The 22,063-nt window shown below is 59.0% G+C and carries 28 protein-coding genes and 1 pseudogene; 7 read left to right on the plus strand and 22 right to left on the minus strand.

What is annotated here, in order from left to right:
- Positions 1-48 precede the first annotated feature (48 nt).
- The 4 genes from R2C4_RS01000 to phnE are packed head-to-tail and all read left to right on the plus strand — an operon-like array spanning position 49 to position 4,269.
- Positions 49-1,902, plus strand: coding sequence for a cytochrome c peroxidase (locus R2C4_RS01000; RefSeq protein ID WP_141889199.1), 1,854 nt, complete (start codon positions 49-51; stop codon positions 1,900-1,902).
- Positions 1,902-2,759, plus strand: a complete 858-nt coding sequence (locus R2C4_RS01005; protein ID WP_141889200.1) for a phosphate/phosphite/phosphonate ABC transporter substrate-binding protein — start codon at positions 1,902-1,904, stop codon at positions 2,757-2,759. The genes R2C4_RS01000 and R2C4_RS01005 overlap by 1 nt, the downstream gene beginning before the upstream one ends.
- Positions 2,756-3,526: a phosphonate ABC transporter ATP-binding protein gene (locus R2C4_RS01010; protein ID WP_141889201.1), complete on the plus strand. Its 771-nt coding sequence runs from the start codon at positions 2,756-2,758 to the stop codon at positions 3,524-3,526. Before R2C4_RS01005 ends, R2C4_RS01010 begins: the two co-directional genes overlap by 4 nt.
- Positions 3,526-4,269, plus strand: a complete 744-nt coding sequence (gene phnE / locus R2C4_RS01015; protein WP_141889202.1) for a phosphonate ABC transporter, permease protein PhnE — start codon at positions 3,526-3,528, stop codon at positions 4,267-4,269. Before R2C4_RS01010 ends, phnE begins: the two co-directional genes overlap by 1 nt.
- Before the next feature lie 681 nt (positions 4,270-4,950).
- On the opposite strand, the gene R2C4_RS01020 is transcribed toward phnE, so the two are convergent.
- Positions 4,951-5,979 (minus strand): IS110 family RNA-guided transposase, encoded by a 1,029-nt coding sequence (locus R2C4_RS01020; RefSeq protein WP_141889203.1) that lies wholly within the window; start codon positions 5,977-5,979, stop codon positions 4,951-4,953.
- A 102-nt stretch (positions 5,980-6,081) separates the two neighbouring features.
- Here R2C4_RS01020 and R2C4_RS21335 point away from each other — a divergent pair.
- Positions 6,082-6,410: pseudogene (locus R2C4_RS21335) on the plus strand (mercury(II) reductase); the annotation flags it as partial.
- A gap of 275 nt (positions 6,411-6,685) precedes the next feature.
- Here R2C4_RS21335 and R2C4_RS01030 read toward each other — a convergent pair.
- From R2C4_RS01030 to R2C4_RS01115, 19 genes are all read right to left on the minus strand, one after another.
- Positions 6,686-7,414 (minus strand): cytochrome c biogenesis CcdA family protein, encoded by a 729-nt coding sequence (locus tag R2C4_RS01030; RefSeq protein ID WP_141889204.1) that lies wholly within the window; start codon positions 7,412-7,414, stop codon positions 6,686-6,688.
- Between the two features lie 15 nt (positions 7,415-7,429).
- A complete protein-coding gene (locus R2C4_RS01035; RefSeq protein WP_141889205.1) occupies positions 7,430-8,035 on the minus strand; it encodes a cytochrome-c oxidase in 606 nt (201 codons plus the stop codon).
- Positions 8,032-8,472: a copper chaperone PCu(A)C gene (locus R2C4_RS01040; protein WP_141889206.1), complete on the minus strand. Its 441-nt coding sequence runs from the start codon at positions 8,470-8,472 to the stop codon at positions 8,032-8,034. The genes R2C4_RS01035 and R2C4_RS01040 overlap by 4 nt, the downstream gene beginning before the upstream one ends.
- Entirely contained in the window at positions 8,469-9,113 is a 645-nt protein-coding gene (locus R2C4_RS01045) for an SCO family protein (RefSeq protein ID WP_141889207.1), read from the minus strand. Before R2C4_RS01045 ends, R2C4_RS01040 begins: the two co-directional genes overlap by 4 nt.
- A 1-nt stretch (position 9,114) precedes the next feature.
- Positions 9,115-9,873 carry a DsbA family protein gene (locus R2C4_RS01050; RefSeq protein WP_141889208.1) on the minus strand — a complete coding sequence of 253 codons (759 nt, stop codon included), beginning with the start codon at positions 9,871-9,873 and terminating at the stop codon, positions 9,115-9,117.
- Positions 9,874-9,933: 60 nt separating this feature from the next.
- Positions 9,934-10,146 (minus strand): hypothetical protein, encoded by a 213-nt coding sequence (locus R2C4_RS01055; RefSeq protein ID WP_141889209.1) that lies wholly within the window; start codon positions 10,144-10,146, stop codon positions 9,934-9,936.
- Between the two features lie 44 nt (positions 10,147-10,190).
- Positions 10,191-10,490: a hypothetical protein gene (locus tag R2C4_RS01060; protein ID WP_141889210.1), complete on the minus strand. Its 300-nt coding sequence runs from the start codon at positions 10,488-10,490 to the stop codon at positions 10,191-10,193.
- Positions 10,491-10,493: 3 nt separating this feature from the next.
- Complete coding sequence (locus tag R2C4_RS01065) at positions 10,494-11,015, minus strand: TlpA family protein disulfide reductase (protein WP_141889211.1); 522 nt, start codon at positions 11,013-11,015, stop codon at positions 10,494-10,496.
- Positions 11,012-11,584 carry a DsbE family thiol:disulfide interchange protein gene (locus tag R2C4_RS01070; protein ID WP_244940705.1) on the minus strand — a complete coding sequence of 191 codons (573 nt, stop codon included), beginning with the start codon at positions 11,582-11,584 and terminating at the stop codon, positions 11,012-11,014. Before R2C4_RS01070 ends, R2C4_RS01065 begins: the two co-directional genes overlap by 4 nt.
- Entirely contained in the window at positions 11,581-12,051 is a 471-nt protein-coding gene (locus R2C4_RS01075; RefSeq protein ID WP_141889212.1) for a c-type cytochrome, read from the minus strand. The genes R2C4_RS01070 and R2C4_RS01075 overlap by 4 nt, the downstream gene beginning before the upstream one ends.
- 2 nt (positions 12,052-12,053) lie before the next feature.
- The gene (locus R2C4_RS21145) at positions 12,054-12,230 is read right to left on the minus strand and encodes a hypothetical protein (RefSeq protein WP_167510213.1); all 177 of its coding nucleotides are present in this window, start codon (positions 12,228-12,230) and stop codon (positions 12,054-12,056) included.
- A complete protein-coding gene (locus R2C4_RS21150; RefSeq protein WP_167510216.1) occupies positions 12,227-12,370 on the minus strand; it encodes a hypothetical protein in 144 nt (47 codons plus the stop codon). The genes R2C4_RS21145 and R2C4_RS21150 overlap by 4 nt, the downstream gene beginning before the upstream one ends.
- Positions 12,363-12,848: a DUF411 domain-containing protein gene (locus tag R2C4_RS01080; protein WP_141889213.1), complete on the minus strand. Its 486-nt coding sequence runs from the start codon at positions 12,846-12,848 to the stop codon at positions 12,363-12,365. Before R2C4_RS01080 ends, R2C4_RS21150 begins: the two co-directional genes overlap by 8 nt.
- A gap of 2 nt (positions 12,849-12,850) precedes the next feature.
- Positions 12,851-13,834, minus strand: coding sequence for a WD40/YVTN/BNR-like repeat-containing protein (locus R2C4_RS01085; protein ID WP_244940706.1), 984 nt, complete (start codon positions 13,832-13,834; stop codon positions 12,851-12,853).
- Between the two features lie 10 nt (positions 13,835-13,844).
- Positions 13,845-15,290: a multicopper oxidase family protein gene (locus R2C4_RS01090; protein ID WP_141889214.1), complete on the minus strand. Its 1,446-nt coding sequence runs from the start codon at positions 15,288-15,290 to the stop codon at positions 13,845-13,847.
- 705 nt (positions 15,291-15,995) lie between these two features.
- Entirely contained in the window at positions 15,996-16,595 is a 600-nt protein-coding gene (locus tag R2C4_RS01100) for a DUF6647 family protein (protein WP_141889216.1), read from the minus strand.
- Positions 16,596-16,721: 126 nt separating this feature from the next.
- Positions 16,722-17,156, minus strand: a complete 435-nt coding sequence (locus tag R2C4_RS01105; protein ID WP_167510217.1) for a c-type cytochrome — start codon at positions 17,154-17,156, stop codon at positions 16,722-16,724.
- Positions 17,157-17,387: 231 nt separating this feature from the next.
- Complete coding sequence (locus R2C4_RS01110) at positions 17,388-18,287, minus strand: cation diffusion facilitator family transporter (protein ID WP_141889218.1); 900 nt, start codon at positions 18,285-18,287, stop codon at positions 17,388-17,390.
- Between the two features lie 134 nt (positions 18,288-18,421).
- The gene (locus R2C4_RS01115) at positions 18,422-18,850 is read right to left on the minus strand and encodes a MerR family transcriptional regulator (RefSeq protein ID WP_141889219.1); all 429 of its coding nucleotides are present in this window, start codon (positions 18,848-18,850) and stop codon (positions 18,422-18,424) included.
- 236 nt (positions 18,851-19,086) lie between these two features.
- Between R2C4_RS01115 and R2C4_RS01120 the strand changes: the two genes are divergently transcribed.
- The gene (locus tag R2C4_RS01120) at positions 19,087-19,548 is read left to right on the plus strand and encodes a DUF411 domain-containing protein (protein ID WP_141889220.1); all 462 of its coding nucleotides are present in this window, start codon (positions 19,087-19,089) and stop codon (positions 19,546-19,548) included.
- 5 nt (positions 19,549-19,553) lie between these two features.
- Entirely contained in the window at positions 19,554-20,042 is a 489-nt protein-coding gene (gene lspA / locus R2C4_RS01125; RefSeq protein ID WP_141889221.1) for a signal peptidase II, read from the plus strand.
- Positions 20,043-20,158: 116 nt separating this feature from the next.
- On the opposite strand, the gene R2C4_RS01130 is transcribed toward lspA, so the two are convergent.
- A complete protein-coding gene (locus R2C4_RS01130) occupies positions 20,159-21,526 on the minus strand; it encodes a TRAP transporter large permease (protein WP_141889222.1) in 1,368 nt (455 codons plus the stop codon).
- Positions 21,516-22,037 carry a TRAP transporter small permease subunit gene (locus tag R2C4_RS01135; RefSeq protein ID WP_244940707.1) on the minus strand — a complete coding sequence of 174 codons (522 nt, stop codon included), beginning with the start codon at positions 22,035-22,037 and terminating at the stop codon, positions 21,516-21,518. Before R2C4_RS01135 ends, R2C4_RS01130 begins: the two co-directional genes overlap by 11 nt.
- Positions 22,038-22,063 lie beyond the last annotated feature (26 nt).

The raw sequence follows: 22,063 nt of genomic DNA on the forward strand, positions 1-22,063 counted from the left end.
AGAAGAAGCCACACAATTTAGCCAAAGCTAACATTTGTAGGCTCAGCCATGAAAAACCTCATCACAACGGCACTGGTCGGCCTATTGCCGGTGGCCGCGGGGGCCACAGCGATCGAGCAGGCCCCTTGGGCGCCGCGCTCTGCCGCTTATCGCCTGACACTGTTCATGGGGAACCTGACCCCGGTTCCCTGGGAAAAAATCGAAAACAGCTGGACCGCGCCGGCGCCAGGCAGCGCATTGCCTGAAGATGCCATGTCGCGGGTGACCCCGGATGAGGCCGGCGCGATCAGCGCGGCGCTTGCTGCACAAGACCGCCAGGCGCTGTTCGAGGCGGCCACGGCTGCCGTGGCTCAGGGTATCCTGCGTCACCTGGCGGCGGCAGAGACTGCGCTTGGACAGCCCAACGCAGCGCATGAGATTGCTAGGGCCGAAGCGCTGTTCCGGGCGTTCGAGGACGGCATCAAGGCAGCGGATGCCAAAGCCGCGCGCGATCTGGGGCGGGCATGGCTCGTCCTGAACTCCTCGCTCGGCACCGCTGGCGTGCTTGGCCATGGGTCACAAGAGACCGATGCAGAGCGCTTTGCCGCAGCACGTGCAACGCTCGAAACCTATCTGACAGAGAATTATTTGCCTGCTGCTTATGCGGAACGCCAAAAGCTAACCCCGGTCCCCGAAAGCGCGGTGCGCTCAGGAACGCCGGTGACACTGCCTGCAACGTTGCCGCCGGGGTCGAATATCGCCGATCAGCGGGAACTGCCCCGGCTGGTGCTGCAATTCGAAGAGGCGGGTGAGGATGAGGCCAACCTGCCGCTCGTTGCCTATGGGGACATGCTGTTCGACAGCCCGGAAATCTTTGGCGGCCCTGCCCGCGAACTGGGTATTGCCTGCTCCACCTGCCACAACCGCTCAGATGTGAACCGGGAATTTTTTATTCCTGGATTATCGAAGTACGCGGGCGGCATGGATGTGGACGGGTCCTTCTTCAACCCGATGTTCAATGACCGGGTGGACGATCATCTGGATACGCCTTCGATGCGGGGTATCCGCTTTACCGCGCCTTATGGGCGCGACGGACGCGAGCCCAGCTTGCGGCGGTTCATCCGCAATGTGATTGTGACCGAGTTTGCCGGGGAGGAACCGACCCCCTTCCAGCTGGACGCGCTGGAGGCCTATGTCAAGCAATTCGACTTTCTTCCGAATCCGAAAATCGACAGGGCGGGCAGGCTGACGGATCTGGCCTCGGACGCGGCCAAGCGCGGGGAAGAGCTGTTCAACACAGAATTTGCCGGACTGGGTGACCGCTCCTGCGCCTCGTGCCACACGCCCGAGCGTAACTTCCGCGACGGTCTTACCTACGACATCGGCACCGCCGAGCCCCCCTTCCCGGGCGGCACGCCAATCCACTTTGAAACGCCCACCCTGCGCAATATCAACTTCACCGCGCCCTATATGCACGACGGGTCGCTGCAAACGCTGGCCAGCGTGGTGGACTGGTTCGATGACAGCAAGGATCTGGGATTGGATGCGGCGCAGCGTGCCGATCTGACCGCCTATCTCGAGGCTGTTGGAGATGGCGAGGAGCCATATCAGGCGTTTGAAGGCCGCGACAGCGTGTTCCGCCTGTCCTGGGAAGAACTGACCACTTTCGCAAGTACCCTGGATACGTTGCTGCCGATGCGCGATGCCGAAAACATCGCGCTGCTGGTGGATACGGTCGCCCCCGATCTGGCGGCGGATGCAAGCGTCATGGTCAATCAGAGCTCCAAGCCGGAGATCTATGAGTTCTCCGCTATTCTGCGGGCTGTCGGTGATGCCAGTGCCGCAGGCGATTGGGAAGAGGCAGGCCGCCAGTGGGATCTGTTCAAGGCGATGCAAGCCGATATTGACGAGAGGATGTTCTGATGCTGTCGCGCCGCAATTTTCTAGCCGTATCTGCCGCAACCCTCGCCATGCCTGCGCTGGCATCGGGCGAGGCGCTGAAACTGGCCTTCATCCCGCAAGAGAACCCCGAAAAGCTGCTGGGTGACATCGAGACTGTCACGAGCTGGCTGTCCGAAAGGATGGGAGTGCCGGTTACGGGGTTTGTGACCTTCGACCATGCCGCCGCCGTAGAGGCGCTGCGCAATGGCGATGCTGACATATCTTTCATGGGCGCCCTGCCTTTTGTTCTGGCTGAGGATCAGATTGGCGCCGTGCCGTTGCTGTCCGAAGTTTACCGCGGGCAGCCGAGCTATGCGGGCCGGGTCTTCGTGCGCAAAGACAGCGGGATCGAAACACTGGCCGACCTCAAAGGGCACGACATTGCCTTTGCCGATCCGGTGTCGGAGTCCGGCTATCTCTACCCGCTTGACCTGTTCGTGCGCGAGGGGCTCATTGCCGATGCCGCCGATGCGGATAATTTCTTTGGCCGGAAGTTCTTTGCCGGGGGCTATCAGCAGGCGATGCAGGCCATGGCGAACGGCCTCGTGGATGCCGCCGGCGCCAGCCAGTATGCCGATCTTCTGCTGACACCGGAGCAGCAAGCAGAGGTCAAAGTCCTGGCCGAAAGCGAACAGATCCCAAGCCATGCGGTTGTCGCCCGGCCCGGCCTGGACAAGGGCGTGCAGGCCAAATTCGTCGAAACCATGCTCCTGCTCAATGAGCCAGGCAACCGTTACCTGCTGGCGTATCTCTATGGGCCGGACGGCTACATTGCGGCGGACCGGGGCGTCTATGAGGGCGTGCGTGAGACCGCACGGCGCTACGGGTATCTGAAATGACAGCAGCCTTCACCCTGAATGCAGTGTCCCATCACTTCGACGGCGCCGCGGCGCTGCGTGACGTGTCGCTCAGCGCTGCAGCAGGTGAACGGGTGGCGCTGCTTGGCCCGTCGGGCGCGGGGAAGTCCACCCTGCTCGCACTGCTCGACGGCCGCCTGCGCGGCTGGAGCGGTGAAGCCGAAGTGCTCGGGGTGCCGCTTTCGGCAACGCACGCGTCGGCGCGTGAGCAGCGCACCGGCGTTGGGTTTATCTTTCAGGAATTTGCGCTGGTTGACCGGTTGACCGTCTATCAGAATGTGATGAACGGGCGGCTTTCCCGGATGCGCATCTGGCCTTCCCTTTGGGGTCGGTTCGGCGAGCAGGATCACCTCAAAGTCGCTGCAGCACTCGAAGATACCGGGCTCTCCGATCTGGCCCGGCGCAGGGCGGACCAGCTTTCGGGCGGTCAGCGGCAGCGGGTGGCAATAGCCCGATGCCTTGCGCAGGAGCCCAGGCTGATCCTTGCCGACGAACCGGTGAGCAACCTTGATCCGGCCCATGCGGAACGGATCCTCGGGCTGATCACAGGCGCGGCTGACAAACGCGGCATCGGAGTTGTCTTCAGTTCGCACCAGCCAGACTTGTCGCGCCGCTTTGCTGACCGGATCGTCGGGTTGCACGCGGGCGGTGTGCAGTTCGACAAGGCCTCAGGTCAGGTGACCAGCGACGACATCGCCGAACTTTACCATGGCACGGCTCCCGGCGCCGGGCTGCGTGTGGTCAGCTGATGAACCGGGCACTGATCTGGTTCGTGCTTGCCCTGGCCATTCTTTGGTCCGTCGCAAGCGCAGAAATGGGCCTGGAAAAGCTGCCTGGCGCAGGCGCGCGCCTGGGCGAATTCCTCGGGCGGATGATCCCGCCTGACCTGTCGGTTTGGCGCGAAGTTATGCGAGGCCTGGCGGAGACCCTACGAATTGCCATCCTCGGCACATTCTTTGCGGTCATCCTGTCAGCCGGGCTGGCAGTTCTTGCGGCCGAGACCCTGGTGCCCGCAGCCGTCTGGCGCCCGGTGCGCGGGCTTCTGGCAATGATCCGCTCCATTCCGCTGATCCTGGTGGCGATGCTTATGGTCGGTGCGGTGGGGCTTGGGCCATTGCCCGGAATCCTCGCCATCACCTTTCATGCGACTGGGATGCTGGCGAAATTCTATGCCGAAGCGATCGACAATGTGGCCGCCGCTCCGGTGGCGGCGCTGGAAAGCGCGGGTGCCAGCCGGGCACAGCAGCTTCGGTGGGCGATCTGGCCGCAGATGGCACCGGTTATCCTGCGGGACACTGTGTTCCGCTTCGAACTGAACCTGCGCGAGAGCCTGATCCTCGGCATTGTCGGTGCGGGCGGGATCGGGCTCTATGTCCAGACCTACGTGCGCTCGTTTCAATACGACAAGGCGGCGACGGTGACCCTGGCCATCGTCGTGCTTGTGCTCGCGTCGGAAGCGGTTAACTCCGCCTTGCACAAGCGGTATTCCTGAACGGAGTTTTTCAAGATTCCACGACGGCTGCAATGCCGAACGGCGAGCGGCTCCCCCGCCCTAGTCCACTCGGCGGCGCTTCATGAACTTTCCCCGAAATTAATGTGGGTTCTACCCCTCATGTGAGAACGATGAACGGTGCAACAGGCAAAAACCGGACGTACGAGCAGCTTGGGTAAAAGACAGGTTGCACCGCCCCAGTTGGTTCCAGCATTGATCTCGCTGCAGGATACGTAGACGCCTGCTGTTTTCGCTGCTCAGCACCAACAGGTTTTTCGCCGTTGCGGCGACGGCAGTGCCGTGAGCGCACGCAGCATGAATCTAGCACTTCTCTTTTGGGCTTCAGTAGCATTCGCTGTGCGTTTCACGAACGGCCGGTTTCTCTAACCTACGATTCCGCCCCTTCTATGGTTGCCGCCCTTGGTGCAAGAGGTTTCTGACCTTCTTAGACAGTGATCGAGTGCAGTCTTCTATCAGGCCTTTGTTTGCGGCACTGAGGAGGCCGCTGGCCGGTATGGTGATCTGCGGAGCGGTTCCAAATCTACCGGACGAGCTATTGCGCTCAAAGGGGCAGCCTGGTTTTCCCGATCCAGATCTTTTCGATCATTTTGCCCATTCAGGTCATCGGCTTCTCACACCTCCCGCTGATCCGGTTTCAGATTGCGTAGCTCTGCATGACGCTCATGCCGCTGCACTCTGTTCCGGATTCCGATAATCCTCTTCCCTTGTCAGCATAGCCCAAATTGTCCGGGCCATTTTGTTGGCCAGTGCAATAGCCACCAGCATCTTTGGTTTTCTTTCCAGCATGCGCGCCAACCAAGAACCAGGTTGAATCGTCTTCTGTCCAAGCCAATTGAGCCGGGTCATCGCACCTATGATCAGAAGCCGGCGAATATCGGCCTGACCTGCTTTAGAAACCCTTCCAAGCCGTGCTTTGCCTCCCGAAGAATGTTGCCGCGGCACGATCCCGAGCCAAGCCGCGAAATCGCGTCCGCGTTTGAAATTCTCCATTGCAGGCGCGAAAGCCTCAACCGCCAGGGCCGTCAGTGGCCCTACACCCGGTATCGTCTGCAACCGCCGTGCGACATCTGTCTTCGACGAGAGAGTTTTGATTTTACTGGTCTTTGCATCGATCCGAGCCGTTTGTTCGGCAATCACTGCAACCAAATCCTGGCATTCTTCGCGAACGAGATCAGGGAGATTGCTGGCAGGATCATCAAGTAAATCCTTGATACGCTTGAGTTGCACTATTCCTATCGGGAAACTGTGGCCTTGTTCATAGAGAATTGCTCGCAGAGCGTTCATCTGTTCCGTACGTTGGTGCACAAGGCGCTCTCGAAAACGAAATAACACCGCTCTGGCCTGTTGGTCTTCTGTCTTGGGAACGACAAAACGCATCTCCGGGCGCTGCGCTGCGATTACGATTGCCTCCGCATCGGCAGCATCATTCTTCTGGCGTTTCACGAACGGGCGTACATATTGCGGCGCAATCAGCTTGACCTCATGGCCGAGCTTGCCCAGTTCGCGTGCCCAGTAATGGGCACTACCGCTGGCTTCCAAAACCACAATGGCGGGAGATTGGTCCGCCATGAACCGGCAAAACTGAAGCCTCGACAGTTTCTTGCGAAACTTGATCTCTCCCGTCATCGTCGCGCCATGAAGCTGGTAGACTGATTTTGCCAGATCCACCCCAATCATTGTATCTTTCATCTCGCCGCCCTTTCCGTTTTGAGGCTGTTAACACCACTTGCTTGGCATATTGCGATGCCGTCTGGGGAGGGCGGCAACCATCCCATCTACCGGAACAGCTCCCTCAACGAGACCGAAGCGCATGCTGTGGAGCATGAGGTAAAGACCAGCGTTCTGACTCTCGGAAATGTGCCCCGCGCGTTGCGGCCCGTGACACGCGGGGACTGATCAAGCTTGTGGCCGAGGCGCAGACTGACAGGCTGCTCGGGGGCGTTTTTCTGGCATCCGAAGGCTTGGACAGCGTTCAGACACTGGCCATGGCCCTGATATCCGGGATGATGACGAAGACACTTGGCGAGACGAACTTTCCGTATCTCACCACGGTTGAGGGGCTGAGGCTCGCCGTGCAGACGTTGGGCAAGGATGTCGCCGAGCTTTCCCGCTGCGGCGGATGGGAGTTGACCTTCCACCACTGGAACACTGCATACTGTCTGACCATGAACCGGAAGCTGATCATCGATGCCCCTTTCTACGCCGGCGAGGCCGAATACAGTGACCTCGCCCGGAACATTCATGCGCTGGATCCAACCGCCAGGATTGACTGGTTGGCGGGCTGCCGACTTGTGCAAGTCGAATGCACTTGTGATCCCGACCTTGTACTAGTGGCTGTTCAACAGACAGGCTTGATCTCCGGATCGGTTCTCCGCGTTTGACGATCATGTAACTCTTATCCGATCCTCCCGAGGATCGGAAAGACATCGAGCAACCAGTAAGCTAGCGAGGTGAGCTTCCCGGTCATCATCGCAAGTCCCATCACGACCATGACCCCACCGGCGGCCTGATGCAGGCGGCGACCGACCCGTCTGGCGCCGCGCAATCGACCAACGAGCCGATCGGTGAAACTCGCAACCATCAGGAACGGTACACCGAGGCCGGCAGAATAAATTGCCAGCAGGGCGACACCTTGACCAACCGTGGCGCTCGCCGCGCTGGCAGTGAGGATCGCGCCGAGAATAGGTCCGATGCAGGGTGTCCAGCCGAAGCCGAAGGCGAGGCCCAGCACATAGGACGCTGTCGGCCTGCCGCCGGGGATGTCGAGATGAAGTCGAAAATCCCGTTCCATGGCGCCGATCCGCGCCGCGCCGATCATGAACAACCCGAACAGGATCACGATGCCGCCGCCGATGAGGTTGAGTTCATACCGCCACCGTAACAGTGCCTGACCCAGGGCCGTTGCCGAAGCCCCGAGTGCCATGAAAATCGTTGAGAACCCGAGCACGAAGCAGAGGCTGAGCCAAAGGGTCTGAGCCCGGCCGACCTCTACATCGCCTGCGGTCGTTCGCCCTGCAATATAGGAGACATAGCCCGGCACCAATGGCAGGACACAGGGCGATACGAAGGAGATCGCTCCGGCCAGAAGGGCCGCGATCATCCCCAGAAGTGAAAGATCAGCCATGCGCTATCTCCAATTTCAGTTGAAAATTCCAAGAACACGATCCAGAAGTCCCGGCTCTGGCAAGGGCGCGCGGGTCAACTCATTGATATAGAGAACAAGGTTGACCCGGCCGAACTCCACTCCATGGAAAATGCCCGCATGACGCCCGCCCCGTGCGATGATGTGGACCATAGGCGCCTCGCTTTCACGCTCAGACAGGGCAGAGAATGAGGCGGCGGCGGGTGCCGTTCCGTTTTCCACGGCGACACGGCTCCAGTTCGCGTCGTCCCAGCCCGGATCAGGTACGGTGCCAGCAGTCAGAAAGACAACCATCTCGCGCATTGGCGTGACATTCACCGACTCCTGAACTTCTCTCAGGAGGGCCTGCTGCGCCGCACAGGGGGCGCCACAGGTCCTTGGGATGAAGCTGAGTACCACGATCTTGTCTTTCATATCGTGTATCTGGACAGCCGCGCCGCCGGCATCTGTCAGCGCCAATTGCGGCGTCCGGCTCAGGTCGGTCGGTTCGAATGCCGGCTCCCGCTCGGCCATCACCTCGTCGATCCTCTCGCCGGGGTGATGGGCGGAGGCCTCCATGGCGGTCCCAGCTAGCAGCGCGAGGGCAACAACCATGCGTTTCATTCCGCGCTCTCCGGACCGGTGGCGACAATGCCCAGAACCCTCACCTCGACCGCGATCTCACCCGCGGTTTCGAAAGTCAGGGTCAGCGGAAAGCTCGTGCCCTCTTCGAGCTTCTGTGTGAGCTGCATCAGCATCAGATGCATGTCACCGGGCGCAAGCGTCACGATTTCGCCCTCGGGCAGGTCGAGCGCGTCGAGATGCACCATGCGAGAGACACCGTTTCCGTCTGTTTCGACCGCGTGGATCATCACCATGCCCGCAACCGGGCTCGACACCGACAGCAGGCGGTCGCCCGTATCGCTGGTCAGGCTCAGGTAGCCGGCGCCGGGACGGTTCGCGATGATCGTTGCGCGCGCCCAGGGAGAGGTGACTGTCACCTCAGCTATGGACAACGTTGGCAGAGCGGCAATGAATGCCGCACCTAAGAAATGTTTCATCCAGATCGCTCCTCGTTTTCAATCAGGCTTGAGATGTGTTCCGCCAGGTCTCCGGCCGACTGGCCGCTCTCAATGAATACATCCTCGAAACGTCCATCGGGGCGCATCAGGTAGATGTGGCCGGGATGGGCCATGAGATAGCCGTCGGGCGCGGCCTCGTCTTCGGACCGCTCATACCAGACGCGAAAATTGCCGACCGCCTCGGCCACCTGTGCTTCGGTGCCGGTCAGTCCGACCATTCGCGGATGGAAGGCGGAGACATATTCAGCCATCACCTCTGCCGTGTCTCGCGCTGGATCGACAGTAATGAAGATCGGCACCACGCGCTCGGCCTGCGGACCGAGAGTGTCCATAACACTAGCCAGATAAGCCAGCGTCGTCGGGCAGATGTCGGGGCAGTAGGTGAAGCCGAAGAAGACAAGCTGCCAGCGCCCGGCATAGCTTTCCGCTGTCACGGCCTGCCCGGTGTGGTCGGTCAGGGAATAGGCATTGCGGATCGCAGCCTCACCAGTGACAACAGGGGCGGGCAGTTCAGGCGGATGTAACATTCGCCAGAAAAAAGCTCCTGCGAAGGTGAGCACAGCCACGGCAGCAAAGCCCCAGATGGCTAGCCGGACCTTGTAAAGGCTCGTTCTCTGCATCTTAAGGTCCTCCAGATAGGTCCCGCGCTTCGGCGATCATGGCTGCGAGCTGGTCTTGTTTCGCAAGCCCGGGCACAATGTTGCCGCCGATAATGAAGGTCGGCGTGCCGGAAATTCCGAGCTGCTGCGCAAGTTCGCGCGACCGGGCGATATGTTCATCGACTTCGGGCGCGTGCATATCGGCTTGAAGCCGTTCGAAATCTAATCCTACCTCATTTGCGGTACGGCGGATCGTGGCTGCGTTGGCCCGAGGTTGTGCCATCAGAGCATCATGAAACTCAGCGTATTTTCCCTGAGCCCGCGCTGCGAGAGACGCACGGGCAGCGGTCTCGGAATCCGACCCGAGGATCGGAAACTCTCGCATGACAACCCGCAAATCGGGATCCTCGTCAATAAGGGCATTCACCTCCGGCGCAGCCCGCCGGCAATACGGGCAGTTGTAGTCAAAGAACTCGACAATGACGGTGCCGCCATCGGGGTTGCCGAGGCTTCCGGCGTTCTGATCGGACTGCAGATCATTTCGAAGATCCGCAATCGCCGCGCGCCGCTTGTTCTCAGTCTCGGCCGCAACCTGGCCCTGGTAGGCCATGATCGAGTCGATGATGACCTCGGGGTTTTCTCTGATAGTGTCCAGGATCAGAGCCCGGATCGCGTCCTGCTGCACGTCGCTGAACGGTGTCGATTGCTGCGCGACGACCGGGCCCATGCCGATCAACAAGGCCACTGTGGCGCCAAGAACGCGCGCTCCAATCTCAGTCATGCCAATTCCTTTCGCATCTGTTGCTGGACCGGGGGATGGGAACCCCCCGGTCCAGTTCCCTCACCCCTCGTCGGTAGAGTGATCGTGCTGCCCCATGTGGTCCGTCATGGCCTGCATCATCTCGGTGCAAGCCTCCATCATAGGTCCCATCTGCTGCATCATGCCCATCATGCCGGACATATTGCCTTCGCCCATCATCATGCCATTGCCCTGCATCATTTGCCCCGGCGTCTCGTCGCCTTGGGCAAATGCAACAGGGGAAGTCAGGGCCATTGCGAATGCGGCCGAAAGACCTAGTTTGGTTGCGGTTTTCATCTTCAGTTCCTTTCCCTGGTTGAAATTCCGTCCTTCGTATCCACCGGTTCACTTGTCGGCGTCTTTTGGGCATCACAGCCCTTGCTTTTGCACATGACGCAGTATCCGGTGGCGCACATCACGGCGCAGGGGGCGAGGCTGAGGATCAGGGGGGCCGCCCCGATCGCGGTCAGCCAGCCCCAGTTCAGAGCCGTTCCGGCGCCGATGATAGCCATAGCCGCGATCACCAGCCCCCGGCGGCCAAGCGGCAAGCGAAAGCCTGCAGGCCGGGTCGGGTTTGCCAGGTCGGGTGTTTCGGTCATTGGTCAGTTTCCCCCTGTCGCGATGATAGTTTGAAATTGTGCGACCGCGTCCGGGCTGTCCCATTCGGCAGGGCCAACCAGTCGGCCAAGCTCACGCCCCTCGCGGTCGATCAGGATTGTCGTCGGCAGACCGTAGGCGGCAAATGCCATCATCGCGCGGATATCCTCGGCCAGGTACATTCCCAGATGCCCGATCCCGATGTCTTCATAGAACTGACGGATCACCGGCATTCCAGCGCGGTCTATGGACAATGGCAGAACGTGGAAATCACCACCGCCAAGGCGCGCCTGGAGCGCGTCAAGCGTTGGCATCTCCTCGCGGCAGGGCAAGCACCAGGTCGCCCAGATATTCAACAGCACGACCTTGCCGTGGAAATCATCGAGCGTCAGGTCGCGCCCCTCGCCATCCACGAAAGGCGGCGATAGCATCGGACGCGGTTTATCATGGAGTTGTATCAATGGCCGTGCGAAGGCAGGCCCGGCCGCCAGCGCCATCGCGCCCGTCAGAAAATGCCGCCGTCTCATTGCGCGCCCTCCTCTTGCAACCTGCGCACCAGCGGCAGGATTTCTGTATCCAGGATTTGCCGGTTAAACGGTCCGACATGCTTGTGCGCGATCCGGCCCTCGGCATCGATCACATAGGTTTCGGGCACGCCGTATACGCCCCAGTCGATCGCCACGCGCCCATCTCGATCTGCGCCGATGCGGGTGAACGGATTGCCCAGCTCGTCCAGAAATGCCTGTGCCTCGTCGGCGGCGTCCTTGTAGTTGATGCCATAGATTGGCACTTCGCCTGTGTCGGCGAGCTCCACCATCAGCGGGTTTTCGGCCCGGCAGGGCACGCACCAGGACGCCCAGACATTGACAAGGGAAACGTGCCCCGTCAGGTCGGCCGAAGAGAGCCCGTCCTCCCGGCCTTCGATTGGCGGCAGCGTGAATTTCGGCACCGGCTGCCCGATGAGGGCCGAGGGCAGACGGTCGTCATTGTTAAAGAGCCCCCAAAAGAAAAACGCGCCAAGCCCGGCAAACATAACCAGCGGCAGCAGCATTATCTGGGAATAGCGCCGTGTCCGGCGGCTCGTATCTGAACTCATGACCCATCCCCCTCGGTCTCGGTGATCCGGGCCTGGGCCGCGCGCTGACGTTCGGGCCAGGTGCTCTTGATAAAGGCGAGAACTGCGAAAATCTCGGCGTCGCTCAGAACGTCCCGATAGGCGGGCATGTCGCTTTCGTAGCCCGGAACAACTCCGCCGACGCCAAGCCGGGTAATATTGAACAGGTCCCGGTCCGAATGGTGCCAGGTGTGGCCGGTCTCGTCATGCGGTGGCGCCGGCATGCGGCCGTCGGCATTGCGGCGGCGCCAGTCCGGCGCCCCCTCAAGATCGGCGCCATGGCAAGACGCGCAGGTTTCAGCATAAAGCGCTTCGCCGCGCGCGATCTGCTCTGGCGCGATGATCTGCCCGAGAAAGGCGACCGGTTCCGGTTCGGCCCGCAGTGTCTCCGCTCCAACCGCGATGGCCAGGACTGACATCGCCACCCCCGCAATTGTCAGCAACCGCATCCTCATGACGGCGCCCGCAGGTACTTGATGAACGCAAGCGCGGCGAGCACCAGAACCGCGATCAGGAGAAGCACAATCAAGCCGCTTCCCAGCATCATACCCATCATCGGTCCACCCATCATTTGGCCCATGCAATCGCCTATGGAGCCCGTGCCGGGCCCGCCAACCTGTCCGTTCATTTTACTCTCCTGAAAAATCTGCAAAGGAACACGATGCCCGCGACGAGCGCGGCAAATCCCGCCAGTGGCACGAGCGTCATGACCAAGATCGCCGCCGCCGTACCGAATGTTTCAGTGAGAAGCGCGGCAGCTTCACTCATCGGAATAGACCGCCACACCATCCGGCCCGAAGGAGTAAACACGCAGCGTGCCAGTCTTCTCCGGCGCCATGCCGGGCGCGTTTGCGGGCATGCCTGGCAAGGTGATGCCGGTAACATCCGGGCGTTCTTCCAGAAGGCGCTCGATGATCTCGGAAGGCACCAGCCCGCTTACGGCATAACCGCCGATCATTGCGATGTGGCAGCCGATACCGCGATCGGGGACCCCAGCTTCGACGGAGCGCTCTTCGAAATCCCGGTCATCAATCACCTCGACTTCGAAGCCGTTGTTCCGAAGGTATTCGGCGTAGGCATCGCAACAGCCGCAGCCGGGCGCGCGCCAGATTGTGACAGGCTCCGCGCCCTGTGCGGCAGCGGAAGCAATAAAGGGTGACGGGGTGCCGCGATCAGCGAAGAGGTAGGCGGCGGTGGCAACACCGGCGCCAGCTACACCCAAGGTCAATGCAAGTATCTTTTTCATAGTCAGCTATCCTGTTCTCCAAGTGCCGCAAGGAGCGCCCAATTGGCTCCCCCGTCGCGGCTTTGCTTCAGTGCGGTATCGGTCGCAGCGGCGATATGGCCAGGGTCAGCGGGATCGATGGCAAGAGCCCGCGCCTGCAGGTTCGACTTGCGTTCCCAGATCACGCCGCCATCTGTGGAGGCCCAGAGTCCGGAAGGCAGGGCCGCGTAAAGCCGATCCGGCGCGGGATAAGCCGAGACAAGTGCCAGAACCGGCTCGCCCTCGGGCAGGGGTGCCTCCTGTGGCGGTGCGGTCCCGGCGGCAAGTGCATCCATCGCATCGCCCGCCACCACATCCTGCCAGCGGCAGAAACAGTCCGGCACACGGGTTACACCCTTTTCGGTTCCCGCATAGAGCCATATGCCGCCCATGCCTGAGGCGAGATTGACGGAGGTGAGCGCCAGCACGTCCCGTTCGGCCTCCTCGATCCACGGACGGTCCATGACGAAGCTCCAGGTCCTGCCTGCGTCTTCGCTGCGCCACAGTCCATCGCCCGAAACAGCAGCGTAGACCGTGTCGGGCGCTGCCGCCGCGACGGCGAGTGCAGTGACCTGCGCATCCGGCAGCCCATTGACTGCAGAGTGCCATGAGCGCCCGCCGTCATTCGACCGTTCGACGCCTCCACCCGCCGGTGCAGCAAAGAGCCGGTCCGGGCGGTCGGGGTGATTGGCAAGCGCTCGAATTGGTCGCTCGGTTGCCGTCAGATCGGCAGCTGTGCCCGTTGAAACATCAACGGATCGGACGCCGTCCCCTGCCACGATCACCGATTGGCCGCTGAAAATGACCGCCGAAGCCGCATAACCAGTGGCCTGCGCACTGCGCCCTGGAAGAAACGCAGCAATGAAAGTGCTGCCTGTCATGGCGAGGAACATCCGCCGGTGGGTGTGCCCCGGGTTTCCGCCGTCAGTCGCGCCCGAGGGATTTTTGAAGGCGCCAGATCGTTCCATTCCCGTCTCCTTATGCAACACGGATCACCCCCATCATCCCGCCCGCCTGGTGTTCAAGGATGTGGCAGTGGAACATCCAGTCGCCGGGATTGTCGGCGACGAAGGCGATCTCGACCTGCTCGCGTGGGGCCATCAGAACCGTGTCCTGCCATTCGCGGTGCGTGGTGGGCTGCCCGTTCCGGCTCAGCAGCCGAAAGGAATGTCCGTGCAGGTGGATCGGATGATGGAACGCGGTGGCGTTGGTCATCGCGACGACGTGGCTCCGGTTCCGCTCCAGCACCAGCAACGGGTCGAGGATGTGGCCCCTGGCGGCGGTGCCGTTCACGAACCAGATGTCCTCGCCATGCATCATCCCCATCATGTCGTTGCCCATCATGCGGCCTTCGCTGGTAATCCCCATCTCACGCATCGCCATCCCGCCCATCATTCCGCCGGTGAAGGTCACTTCGTGGCGGCGGGCGCTGTTCAGGTCAGGTTCGGGGAGCGGATTGGGTGAAAGCTGCACCGGCCAATCCGGTGAAGCGTCGCGGAGTGGTTCATCCGCATAGGTCAGATCGACCAGTTGAAAGTTGTTCCCGGTATGGAACCGGTCGGAAACCGTGACCCGCTCACCCGGCGCGCCGGTCATGTCGAGGATCAGATCCACCCGCATCGCCGGGCCGATCAGAACCCATCCGCGGCCGCCAGGTGCATGCGGCGCGACCGGCTGGCCGTCGAGCGCGATCACCTGCGGCGTGAGCGCGCCGAAATCCAGCGCGAAAATCCGGGCATTGGCCGCGTTGATCAGGCGCAGGCGGATACGTTCGCCACCGCGCACGGCCACCTGATCAGGAACCCGGCCGTTGATGGTGACGGTATTGCCGAGCCTCCCGGCATGGCTCTTGTCGTGGAAACCGCCGAAGCCGCCGGCGATCTCGGCTTCTTCGGTCAGCCGCCAGTCGTCCAGAACCCATACCAGGTCGCGGTCGACCCTTGGCGGCTCCGCCTCCTCTATGATCAGGGCTCCGTAAAGGCCCCGGCCCACCTGCTCGAAACTGCGCTGATGCGGGTGGTACCAGAAGGTTCCAGCATCCATCGCATCGAATTCATAGGTAAACCGCCCGCCCGGGGCTATCGGCTGTTGCGTCAGATGCGGAACGCCGTCCATGGCATTGGGAACACGTACCCCGTGCCAATGAACGGTGGTTTCTTCATTCAGTGCGTTCTCGACCTCGATACGCAGGCGTTCCCCTTGCCGGATGCGGATTTCCGGGCCGGGAACAGTGCCGCCATAGCACCAGATATCGGTCTCGCCCCACGACTCGGGAACAAGGCGCGCGCGATCCTGGGCGGCGCGCAACACGAAAGAGTTGGGGTTGTCAGCCAGGGCGCCCCGGAAGGGGAGAGCGGCACCCGCAGCAGCACTCGCGGCAAGGAAAGACCGGCGCGACAGCGCGGAGTGGGGGAGAGGTTTCATGTTTCAATCTCATCTGATCACCGTCTGGAACGGCCAAGCCTGCTTGGCTTGACCATGATGCGGCTCCGGCGCCCCGAAATAGGGACCGGCATGAACGGTGCGCGTCTGCGATCACGCCAAAGCGCGATCGCTACGTCACCTCAGATGAGAGATCTTGGAGGAAATGGGTCCGGCGCCCCGCGCCGCCCCGACGGCAGGCTCATACCGGGCAGGCGATTTTCGCGCGCAGCAAACACTGCAAATAGCGGCCCGGGAGCGGTATCAAGCATCGCAATGCCTGGCGTTGTGCAGTCGAGGTCACAAGAGCCGGCGTTGCTGGTGCCTGCTTCGTCAGCCTCGCATCCTTGGCAATCGGGCATGACATCTGTGTCCCCCGCTGCCACAGCCATATCCAGTGCCATTGAATTCGCGCTGACCGCATGCACGACGCTGCCCGCCGCAAACAGGGCGAGAAACATGATGGCAAGGATATGCGCAAACTTCTGCATATTATCCGGATATGACAATTTGAAGGTAATGTCGATTCACACTGGCGTGCGGCAAAGTCGACAGCGGTAATCCGCGTCTGAAAAGGCTCTTGCGGAATGTTCTTCTGCGCTACTCGGGTAATCCCCCATTTTTACGGGGGCGTGGTCGTAGGACCTGGCCGTCATAGCAAGATACAACACCGGAGAAGTCGGAGACGGCTTTGTAGGTGCGAGCGGATCAAAACCCGCAATTCGTCAGTACATATAGCGTAAGTCGGTCGATTTCAAAGCTCTCCTCGAGCGTGGTACCGAATAGCTCCAACCACCTCTTTTGGGCATCATATGCCAAGGCCTCCGCAGCGGCAGGGCAAGCATACGTGAGGTTGGATTCTGCCTGAAGGTGATGAACCAATTCATGCACCAAGCTTGACAAGCTCTGCGGAGATGGACGCCATGTTTCGGGAAGTACAATTGTCCCGTTCTTGCGATCATAGAGCGCTTCGATGTCGAGCATATTGGGTCCGGGATTTTGTTTAAGACCCGGTTGATCACCAATTGCCAGATTAGGCATTGCCGCTTGCTGAATGAAGCGAAAGTTGGGTGCTCTACCGGGTTCCGGCAATTCGGTGACGCATTTGACCCAGCAGATCAAGGCATCAACGAGCTGCGGGGGCGGCCTTTCTTGGTCCTCCCGATAGTCTTTGAACTGGATCACATAACCCGTTCCTGGGACCTCAAATTCTCTTTGTTCAGTGGACTGGCTGTAAGCTGGTGATGGCACACAAAAGAGGAACATTTGCAAGACAAACAGAGCGGTGAGTGAACGGCACAGGTGCATTAGTTCTCTCCCTTGGGCATTTGGTGTATTCGGCTCCGCACGTAAGGACTGTGGTTTCCCTGAACCCCATAGCCGAGATCGCCAACAAAGGGTGACTGACGCCGACGCAAATGGGACCGCGACGAACTACTTCTGTACATCGACCGTGGGAAAACCTGCACGCATGTAAGCCACAATCATCCAAATCTCATCTTCGCTCAGTACGTCTTTGAATGCTGGCATGTCCGTTCCAAACTGGTTTCCTCCTTCGGAAATTGCCCAAAGCAAGTACTCGTCTCCAGCCATCGGCATCTGCACAAAGCGATTCAGTAGTGCTGGAGACGGCACAAGGCTGCGGCCCGCCGCACCGTCGCCGAATCCTTTTGCGCCATGGCAGCTCGCACAGTTATCCATGTAAAGCTCGGCCCCTGTCTCAATCGTATCTTGTGTGGCCTTTACGGTGCTTCGAGTGCCTTGGTAGGCCGAAGGAACACCCTCATTCATGTAGGTCCAATGCCGCTGCATACGTTGGCGTTGTCCTGGGCGCATTTCGTTCCAGCCCCAGTTTTCCCGATCGTGCATGTGCCCTGATCCCATCCAATCAGAGCCCCACCTGTCGTTGCAACAGGACCCCCCTTGTTGAGCTCCAAGCGTTTGTGGAACCACAAACAGCACCAGAGCGAACAGGCACCTTTTGCTGGTTAATCTTCCTAACATGCCGTTTCTCCTAATTTCAGATTATGGCTTAAAATCAGTGATCTCTGTTCTGCAATCCCGGCCATTTTGCTCATTCATTGTACAATTCCGTCATCGTTACATTCCGTAAGCATGGCACTCGTCTAATTCTCTGTTTGGAGTTTCCAGTTCGAGAGTCGAATGCACGATACCAAACTTGCGAATGAGCATTGCTTCGATCCGATCTCGAACCGCCTCCGCATTTTGCCAGCATGTCGTTGATACGACTATGTGCGCATCGAGAGCTACGCTTTGCGGGTCCAGCAGCCAGAAATGCGCATGGTGAACACTTTCTACTTCGTCAACCGACTTAATCTGTCGAATTATTTCCTCTGCATCGACTTTTGGTCGAGCTTCCAACGTCGGAGAGCGGAGCGTTCTAGCAACCTCACTAACTGAGGTCCATACGGCCCTTGAAGCGATGATAGCGGCAACGAAAGGGTCAACCCACCGAATGTCATATAGCATCAGCAACGCCCCCCCACTTACGACTGCAGCTGTTGAAAGCGCAGAACTCAGTTCGCTGGAAGAAAACGAGTGGGTTGTGGCGCTGCCTTTACCAGCCATCCTGGTTAGCCAGTCTACAATCGCGTTAGTCAGCAGCACGATAACTGCAACGACCACGACGATGCGTCCGTTGATCGGAGCGGGTTCAGCCATCCGAACCAGACTGACGTAGACCAAGTACAGTCCGATGACAGGTATCACTGAGCAGCTGACCAGGGCGGCGACTGTCTCAATTCGCCCATAGCTGAAAGATATCTCCTTCGTCGGCGGGTGGCGCGCAAGCCTGCGCCCGGCCAGTACAATCAGATGAGACGTCATCTCAGCGAGACCATTCAGTGCATTGGCGACCAGGGCCGTACTTCCAGAAACGAAACCTCCGACGATCTGCACAACCGAAAGCAACGCCCGTATCCAAGCCGCGGTGTCAGCGAGGCGACGTCCATCATTTTTTTGTGTTACATCGTCAGGAATAGTGCCTCACTCCGCACGCTTTGTTCCGATGGGTCTCGGACGCTCTACGACGGGAGTGTAGTTCCTATAGTGGCTATAGCTTCAAGTAAGATTTTTCATGATGGGCGCATTTTCTTCTGGATTCTGACACTCTGCTAGACCTTCTCATTCCCATGATCTGTCAGACATTCGGAGTGATCTCTCAGAACCTCAAGAATGCGGCACTCAGCGACGCTATCGCCACTGCACTCTGCAATCATGCGTCGAAGCTCGCTACGTAGGGACTTCAAACGGCTTATGCGGGATTCCACATGTTTCAGTTGCCTCCGTGCAATGTGGTCAACATTCGAGCAGGTGTGATGCGGTTGGTCGGAAAGCTCTAGCAGCTCCCGTATTGCATCCAACGGAAATCCAAGCTGGCGTGCGTGCCTGACAAATGACAGGCGGTCAACCGCTTCGTTTCCATAGCGCCTCTGGCCACCGCTGCTACGCCCGGGCTCGGGCATGATCCCAATCTGTTCGTAGTAGCGGATTGTTTGTACATTTGTTCCGGTACGATGCGCAAGAGCTCCAATTGATAGCATCCAATGCCCCCTAAACCTTCAGCAACTATAGAAATGAAGTCTTCAAGCGACAAGCCATCGCGGCTTGCTCTGGAAAAATATTTTCGCAGCCTTCTTTGCGACGATTGTGCTTGAACCTATACCTACTAGAGCATGTAGAGGTCACTTTGGGCCAATAGAATCAAGCACCACTGTCAACCCACAATTGCAACGCCCTGACAGAAAACCCATGGTCGCGAACGGGACGGAACTTACCCATGCCACCCAGAAAAAGCACATCATTGCTGCTACCATTGATCTGCGCGCTGATCGCGTCCGCGAGCATAGCCAGCGCCTCTTCAATTCATGTGATAAAAACCAGGGGTTGTGGATGTTGCCTTGCATGGATCGAGCATCTGCGGGAAAGCGGCTTTGCTACCACAAGCGAGGATATGTTCGGTGGGCTTTTGGTACGGTTCAAGCTCGACAACGGCGTGCCTCAAAGAATGGTTTCGTGCCACACGGCACAAGTCGACGGCTATATCATTGAAGGCCACGTACCGGCGGCTGATATTCGCCGCTTGCTTGAAGAACGCCCTGACGCGGTGGGTCTTGCCGTGCCAAAAATGCCTTTGGGATCACCCGGCATGGATTTTGGAAGTCGTCGTGAAGCATATGACGTCATGCTTATCGGCAAGGACGGAAGCTTGGAAGTCTATAACTCATACCCCGCGAGTTGATCCCAATGGTCGGAAGACTGAAATTGTCCTTGTTGTTTTCCAACAAGCCCCTCCAGGGATGCTTGGCAGTCATCGTCGCGTTGGTGGCAGATCAGGCATCCAAGGAAGCAGTGCTAGAAAACGCGCACCGCCTGTCTGCCGCTATGCCGGTAGTGCCCGGCTTCAACTTGGTGTTCACACGCAACGAAGGCGTCACCTTCGGGCTACTCAGCGGTACTCCGTGGTGGTTTTTGACCGTTCTCGCTGTGCTGATTTCTTTGTGGATTGCGAGTATAATGCTGAGGTCACACCACAAGGTTGAAGTTGTTGGCTGCGGCCTCATTTTAGGGGGCGCATTGGGCAACATCGCAGATCGTATCCGACACGGTGGTGTTACGGATTTCTTAGACTTTTATGTCGGAAACTACCACTGGCCGTCTTTCAATCTGGCCGATGTAGCGGTTGTGTGCGGTGTATCCCTGTTGATCTTCCACCAGATTCGCAATCCGGCGTAGCGGTTACCATTGAAAATACCCGGATCAGATTGTTCAGACACCAAGCTTTTTAGAGGCTTGCCGAGCCAGGAAGCTTTGCTGCTGCCGGGGATCAGCGCGGTTAAAGCTAGGTCAGCTCAATCAAAAAGTGGAGTATCAGCTGCGCTCAGTGCCTTTTCAGGGAGCCATGTGATGAGTTCAGGAAACCAGATCAAAGTCGCAATCAGAAGGACTTCCATGACGACCAAGGGAACGGCCCCACGGTAGATGTCAGCAAGATTTACACCTTTCGGTGCGGCCATCTTCGCAAAGAAAAGCGCATAACCAAATGGTGGTGTCAGGAACGAGGTTTGCAACGACAGTGCAATCAAGCCCGCCAACCACATCTTTGCAAAATAGGCGGAGCCCACATGGTCGGTAAAATCGAGCTGTGCGAAAATCGGCATCAGTATCGGCACAAAGACCAGCAGAACTTCGATCCAGTCAAAGACAAATCCAAGAACAATGACGACGCCCAGCAAAATCGCGAGCATTTCCCACCGGGTGAGATCGAAGCCTGATATCCAATTGAAAATCACGTCGGGTCCGCCGACCAAATTGAAGCTGAGTGAGAATACCGTTGCACCAACGACGATGAAGAACACCATTGACGTCATCGTGCTGGTCTGAACCGTCACCGAATTGAACATTGAGAAAGACAACCGTCGGCGGAACAGCGCGACTACAAGCGCGCCGAACACTCCAACTGCTGCGGCTTCAGAAAGAGTGGCTAGGCCTGTAATGATGCTTAACGGGATTGATGCAATCACGATAACAGCAGCAATGACGGAGGCGACATCGCCCCAAAGCTTTCCATTCGCAGCTGCTACCGGCGTTTCCACTTTTTTCCAGAGTGTCACCGCAAAAAACAGAGAAAACGCTATCACCATCAGGAAAACCGGTACAATCAAGGCCATATACATCAAACCGATCCGCAACTGGAACAGGTTCGCCACAAAAAAGAGCAGCACTGCAGGTGGAAAAATCACACCGAGCGTACCGGAGGCTGCCACAGCCGCTCCCGCGGTCCGAGGCGCGTACCCAGACGCCAACATAGGTGCATAAGCAACCAGGGCCACGGTAACAACCGACGCACCGATCACCCCGGCCGCCGGAGCAAGAACGAGGCCAATCAGGAGTGTTGCGATCGCATATCGTCCAGGGACACCAGACAAGACCCGCCCCAACAAGCGAAACATGGTTTCGGCAATACCGCTGGCGTTCAGGATCAGCCCGAGAAAAATCAAGAGCGGAACACTGGTAAACTGAACGCCTTCATTTGTTAGCACACCCCTGACCCGGAAATAGATCAGGCCCAGATGTTGGAAATCTGTCATCCCCGACCATGCCGCTGCCGCAAATCCCAGGAAGCCTGTTCCGGCCAGAATTAGCGCCACCGGGAACCCGCTGAAAACGCCAATAGCCATGGCCAGCAGCATCGCGATGGTCAGAATTTCACTCGCCATCGTGCAAGCCCTTGGCAGTCTCGGGCGCACCGTGTGGACGTCTGCCCGCGAGAAACGCAATGTTGCGAGCGGCAACGATTAATCCGGCCAGCGCAAGTAGTATCGGACCAACGAACCCTGCAGCACGCCGAGCCCAGACCTGCGTTTCGGCGAACTTCGTCGTGCGCATCAGCCCGTCCCAACCATAGTAGGTCAGGATCACGCCAAGCGGCAAAATCACAAAGAGGCATCCAACTAACTCAATCCACGCAATTCTGCGCGCCGACCAATGGCGTCGGAAGACGTCTACCCGGACGTGACCATTGCGCAGGTAGGTATAGCCGAAGGTCATGAATATCAGGATGAACAACAAAGAAGTGGAAAGGTCCGGCAAATAGCCTGAAATACCCAATTGAAGCTTACGATCTAGCATCTGAAGGGCGCTGTAGGCGGCTATCAGAATTACAGTCGTCCATGACGCAATAACACCGACAACCCGAATGCAACGGTCAAGCCAACTCAACAATCCCAAGTCGTTTTCCTTTTTTCCCCGGACGT

It is taken from the genome of Leisingera aquaemixtae, from assembly GCF_006740765.1.
Taxonomy (GTDB): domain Bacteria; phylum Pseudomonadota; class Alphaproteobacteria; order Rhodobacterales; family Rhodobacteraceae; genus Leisingera; species Leisingera aquaemixtae.

What these genes read in the sequence shown, in the direction of transcription:
- R2C4_RS01120 (WP_141889220.1), top strand. Translation starts at nt 19,087, where the DNA reads ATGCCACCCAGAAAAAGCACATCATTGCTGCTACCATTGATCTGCGCG.
- R2C4_RS01010 (WP_141889201.1), top strand. Translation starts at nt 2,756, where the DNA reads ATGACAGCAGCCTTCACCCTGAATGCAGTGTCCCATCACTTCGACGGC.
- R2C4_RS01045 (WP_141889207.1), bottom strand. Translation starts at nt 9,113, where the DNA reads ATGCAGAGAACGAGCCTTTACAAGGTCCGGCTAGCCATCTGGGGCTTT.
- R2C4_RS01070 (WP_244940705.1), bottom strand. Translation starts at nt 11,584, where the DNA reads ATGAGTTCAGATACGAGCCGCCGGACACGGCGCTATTCCCAGATAATG.
- R2C4_RS01065 (WP_141889211.1), bottom strand. Translation starts at nt 11,015, where the DNA reads ATGAGACGGCGGCATTTTCTGACGGGCGCGATGGCGCTGGCGGCCGGG.
- phnE (WP_141889202.1), top strand. Translation starts at nt 3,526, where the DNA reads ATGAACCGGGCACTGATCTGGTTCGTGCTTGCCCTGGCCATTCTTTGG.
- R2C4_RS01040 (WP_141889206.1), bottom strand. Translation starts at nt 8,472, where the DNA reads ATGAAACATTTCTTAGGTGCGGCATTCATTGCCGCTCTGCCAACGTTG.
- R2C4_RS01005 (WP_141889200.1), top strand. Translation starts at nt 1,902, where the DNA reads ATGCTGTCGCGCCGCAATTTTCTAGCCGTATCTGCCGCAACCCTCGCC.
- lspA (WP_141889221.1), top strand. Translation starts at nt 19,554, where the DNA reads ATGGTCGGAAGACTGAAATTGTCCTTGTTGTTTTCCAACAAGCCCCTC.
- R2C4_RS01080 (WP_141889213.1), bottom strand. Translation starts at nt 12,848, where the DNA reads ATGAAAAAGATACTTGCATTGACCTTGGGTGTAGCTGGCGCCGGTGTT.
- R2C4_RS01100 (WP_141889216.1), bottom strand. Translation starts at nt 16,595, where the DNA reads ATGCACCTGTGCCGTTCACTCACCGCTCTGTTTGTCTTGCAAATGTTC.
- R2C4_RS01090 (WP_141889214.1), bottom strand. Translation starts at nt 15,290, where the DNA reads ATGAAACCTCTCCCCCACTCCGCGCTGTCGCGCCGGTCTTTCCTTGCC.
- R2C4_RS01050 (WP_141889208.1), bottom strand. Translation starts at nt 9,873, where the DNA reads ATGACTGAGATTGGAGCGCGCGTTCTTGGCGCCACAGTGGCCTTGTTG.
- R2C4_RS01060 (WP_141889210.1), bottom strand. Translation starts at nt 10,490, where the DNA reads ATGACCGAAACACCCGACCTGGCAAACCCGACCCGGCCTGCAGGCTTT.
- R2C4_RS01000 (WP_141889199.1), top strand. Translation starts at nt 49, where the DNA reads ATGAAAAACCTCATCACAACGGCACTGGTCGGCCTATTGCCGGTGGCC.
- R2C4_RS01020 (WP_141889203.1), bottom strand. Translation starts at nt 5,979, where the DNA reads ATGAAAGATACAATGATTGGGGTGGATCTGGCAAAATCAGTCTACCAG.
- R2C4_RS01075 (WP_141889212.1), bottom strand. Translation starts at nt 12,051, where the DNA reads ATGCGGTTGCTGACAATTGCGGGGGTGGCGATGTCAGTCCTGGCCATC.
- R2C4_RS01105 (WP_167510217.1), bottom strand. Translation starts at nt 17,156, where the DNA reads ATGCACGATCGGGAAAACTGGGGCTGGAACGAAATGCGCCCAGGACAA.
- R2C4_RS01130 (WP_141889222.1), bottom strand. Translation starts at nt 21,526, where the DNA reads ATGGCGAGTGAAATTCTGACCATCGCGATGCTGCTGGCCATGGCTATT.
- R2C4_RS01115 (WP_141889219.1), bottom strand. Translation starts at nt 18,850, where the DNA reads ATGCTATCAATTGGAGCTCTTGCGCATCGTACCGGAACAAATGTACAA.
- R2C4_RS01055 (WP_141889209.1), bottom strand. Translation starts at nt 10,146, where the DNA reads ATGGCCCTGACTTCCCCTGTTGCATTTGCCCAAGGCGACGAGACGCCG.
- R2C4_RS01035 (WP_141889205.1), bottom strand. Translation starts at nt 8,035, where the DNA reads ATGAAACGCATGGTTGTTGCCCTCGCGCTGCTAGCTGGGACCGCCATG.
- R2C4_RS01030 (WP_141889204.1), bottom strand. Translation starts at nt 7,414, where the DNA reads ATGGCTGATCTTTCACTTCTGGGGATGATCGCGGCCCTTCTGGCCGGA.
- R2C4_RS01085 (WP_244940706.1), bottom strand. Translation starts at nt 13,834, where the DNA reads ATGGAACGATCTGGCGCCTTCAAAAATCCCTCGGGCGCGACTGACGGC.
- R2C4_RS21145 (WP_167510213.1), bottom strand. Translation starts at nt 12,230, where the DNA reads ATGAACGGACAGGTTGGCGGGCCCGGCACGGGCTCCATAGGCGATTGC.
- R2C4_RS21150 (WP_167510216.1), bottom strand. Translation starts at nt 12,370, where the DNA reads ATGAGTGAAGCTGCCGCGCTTCTCACTGAAACATTCGGTACGGCGGCG.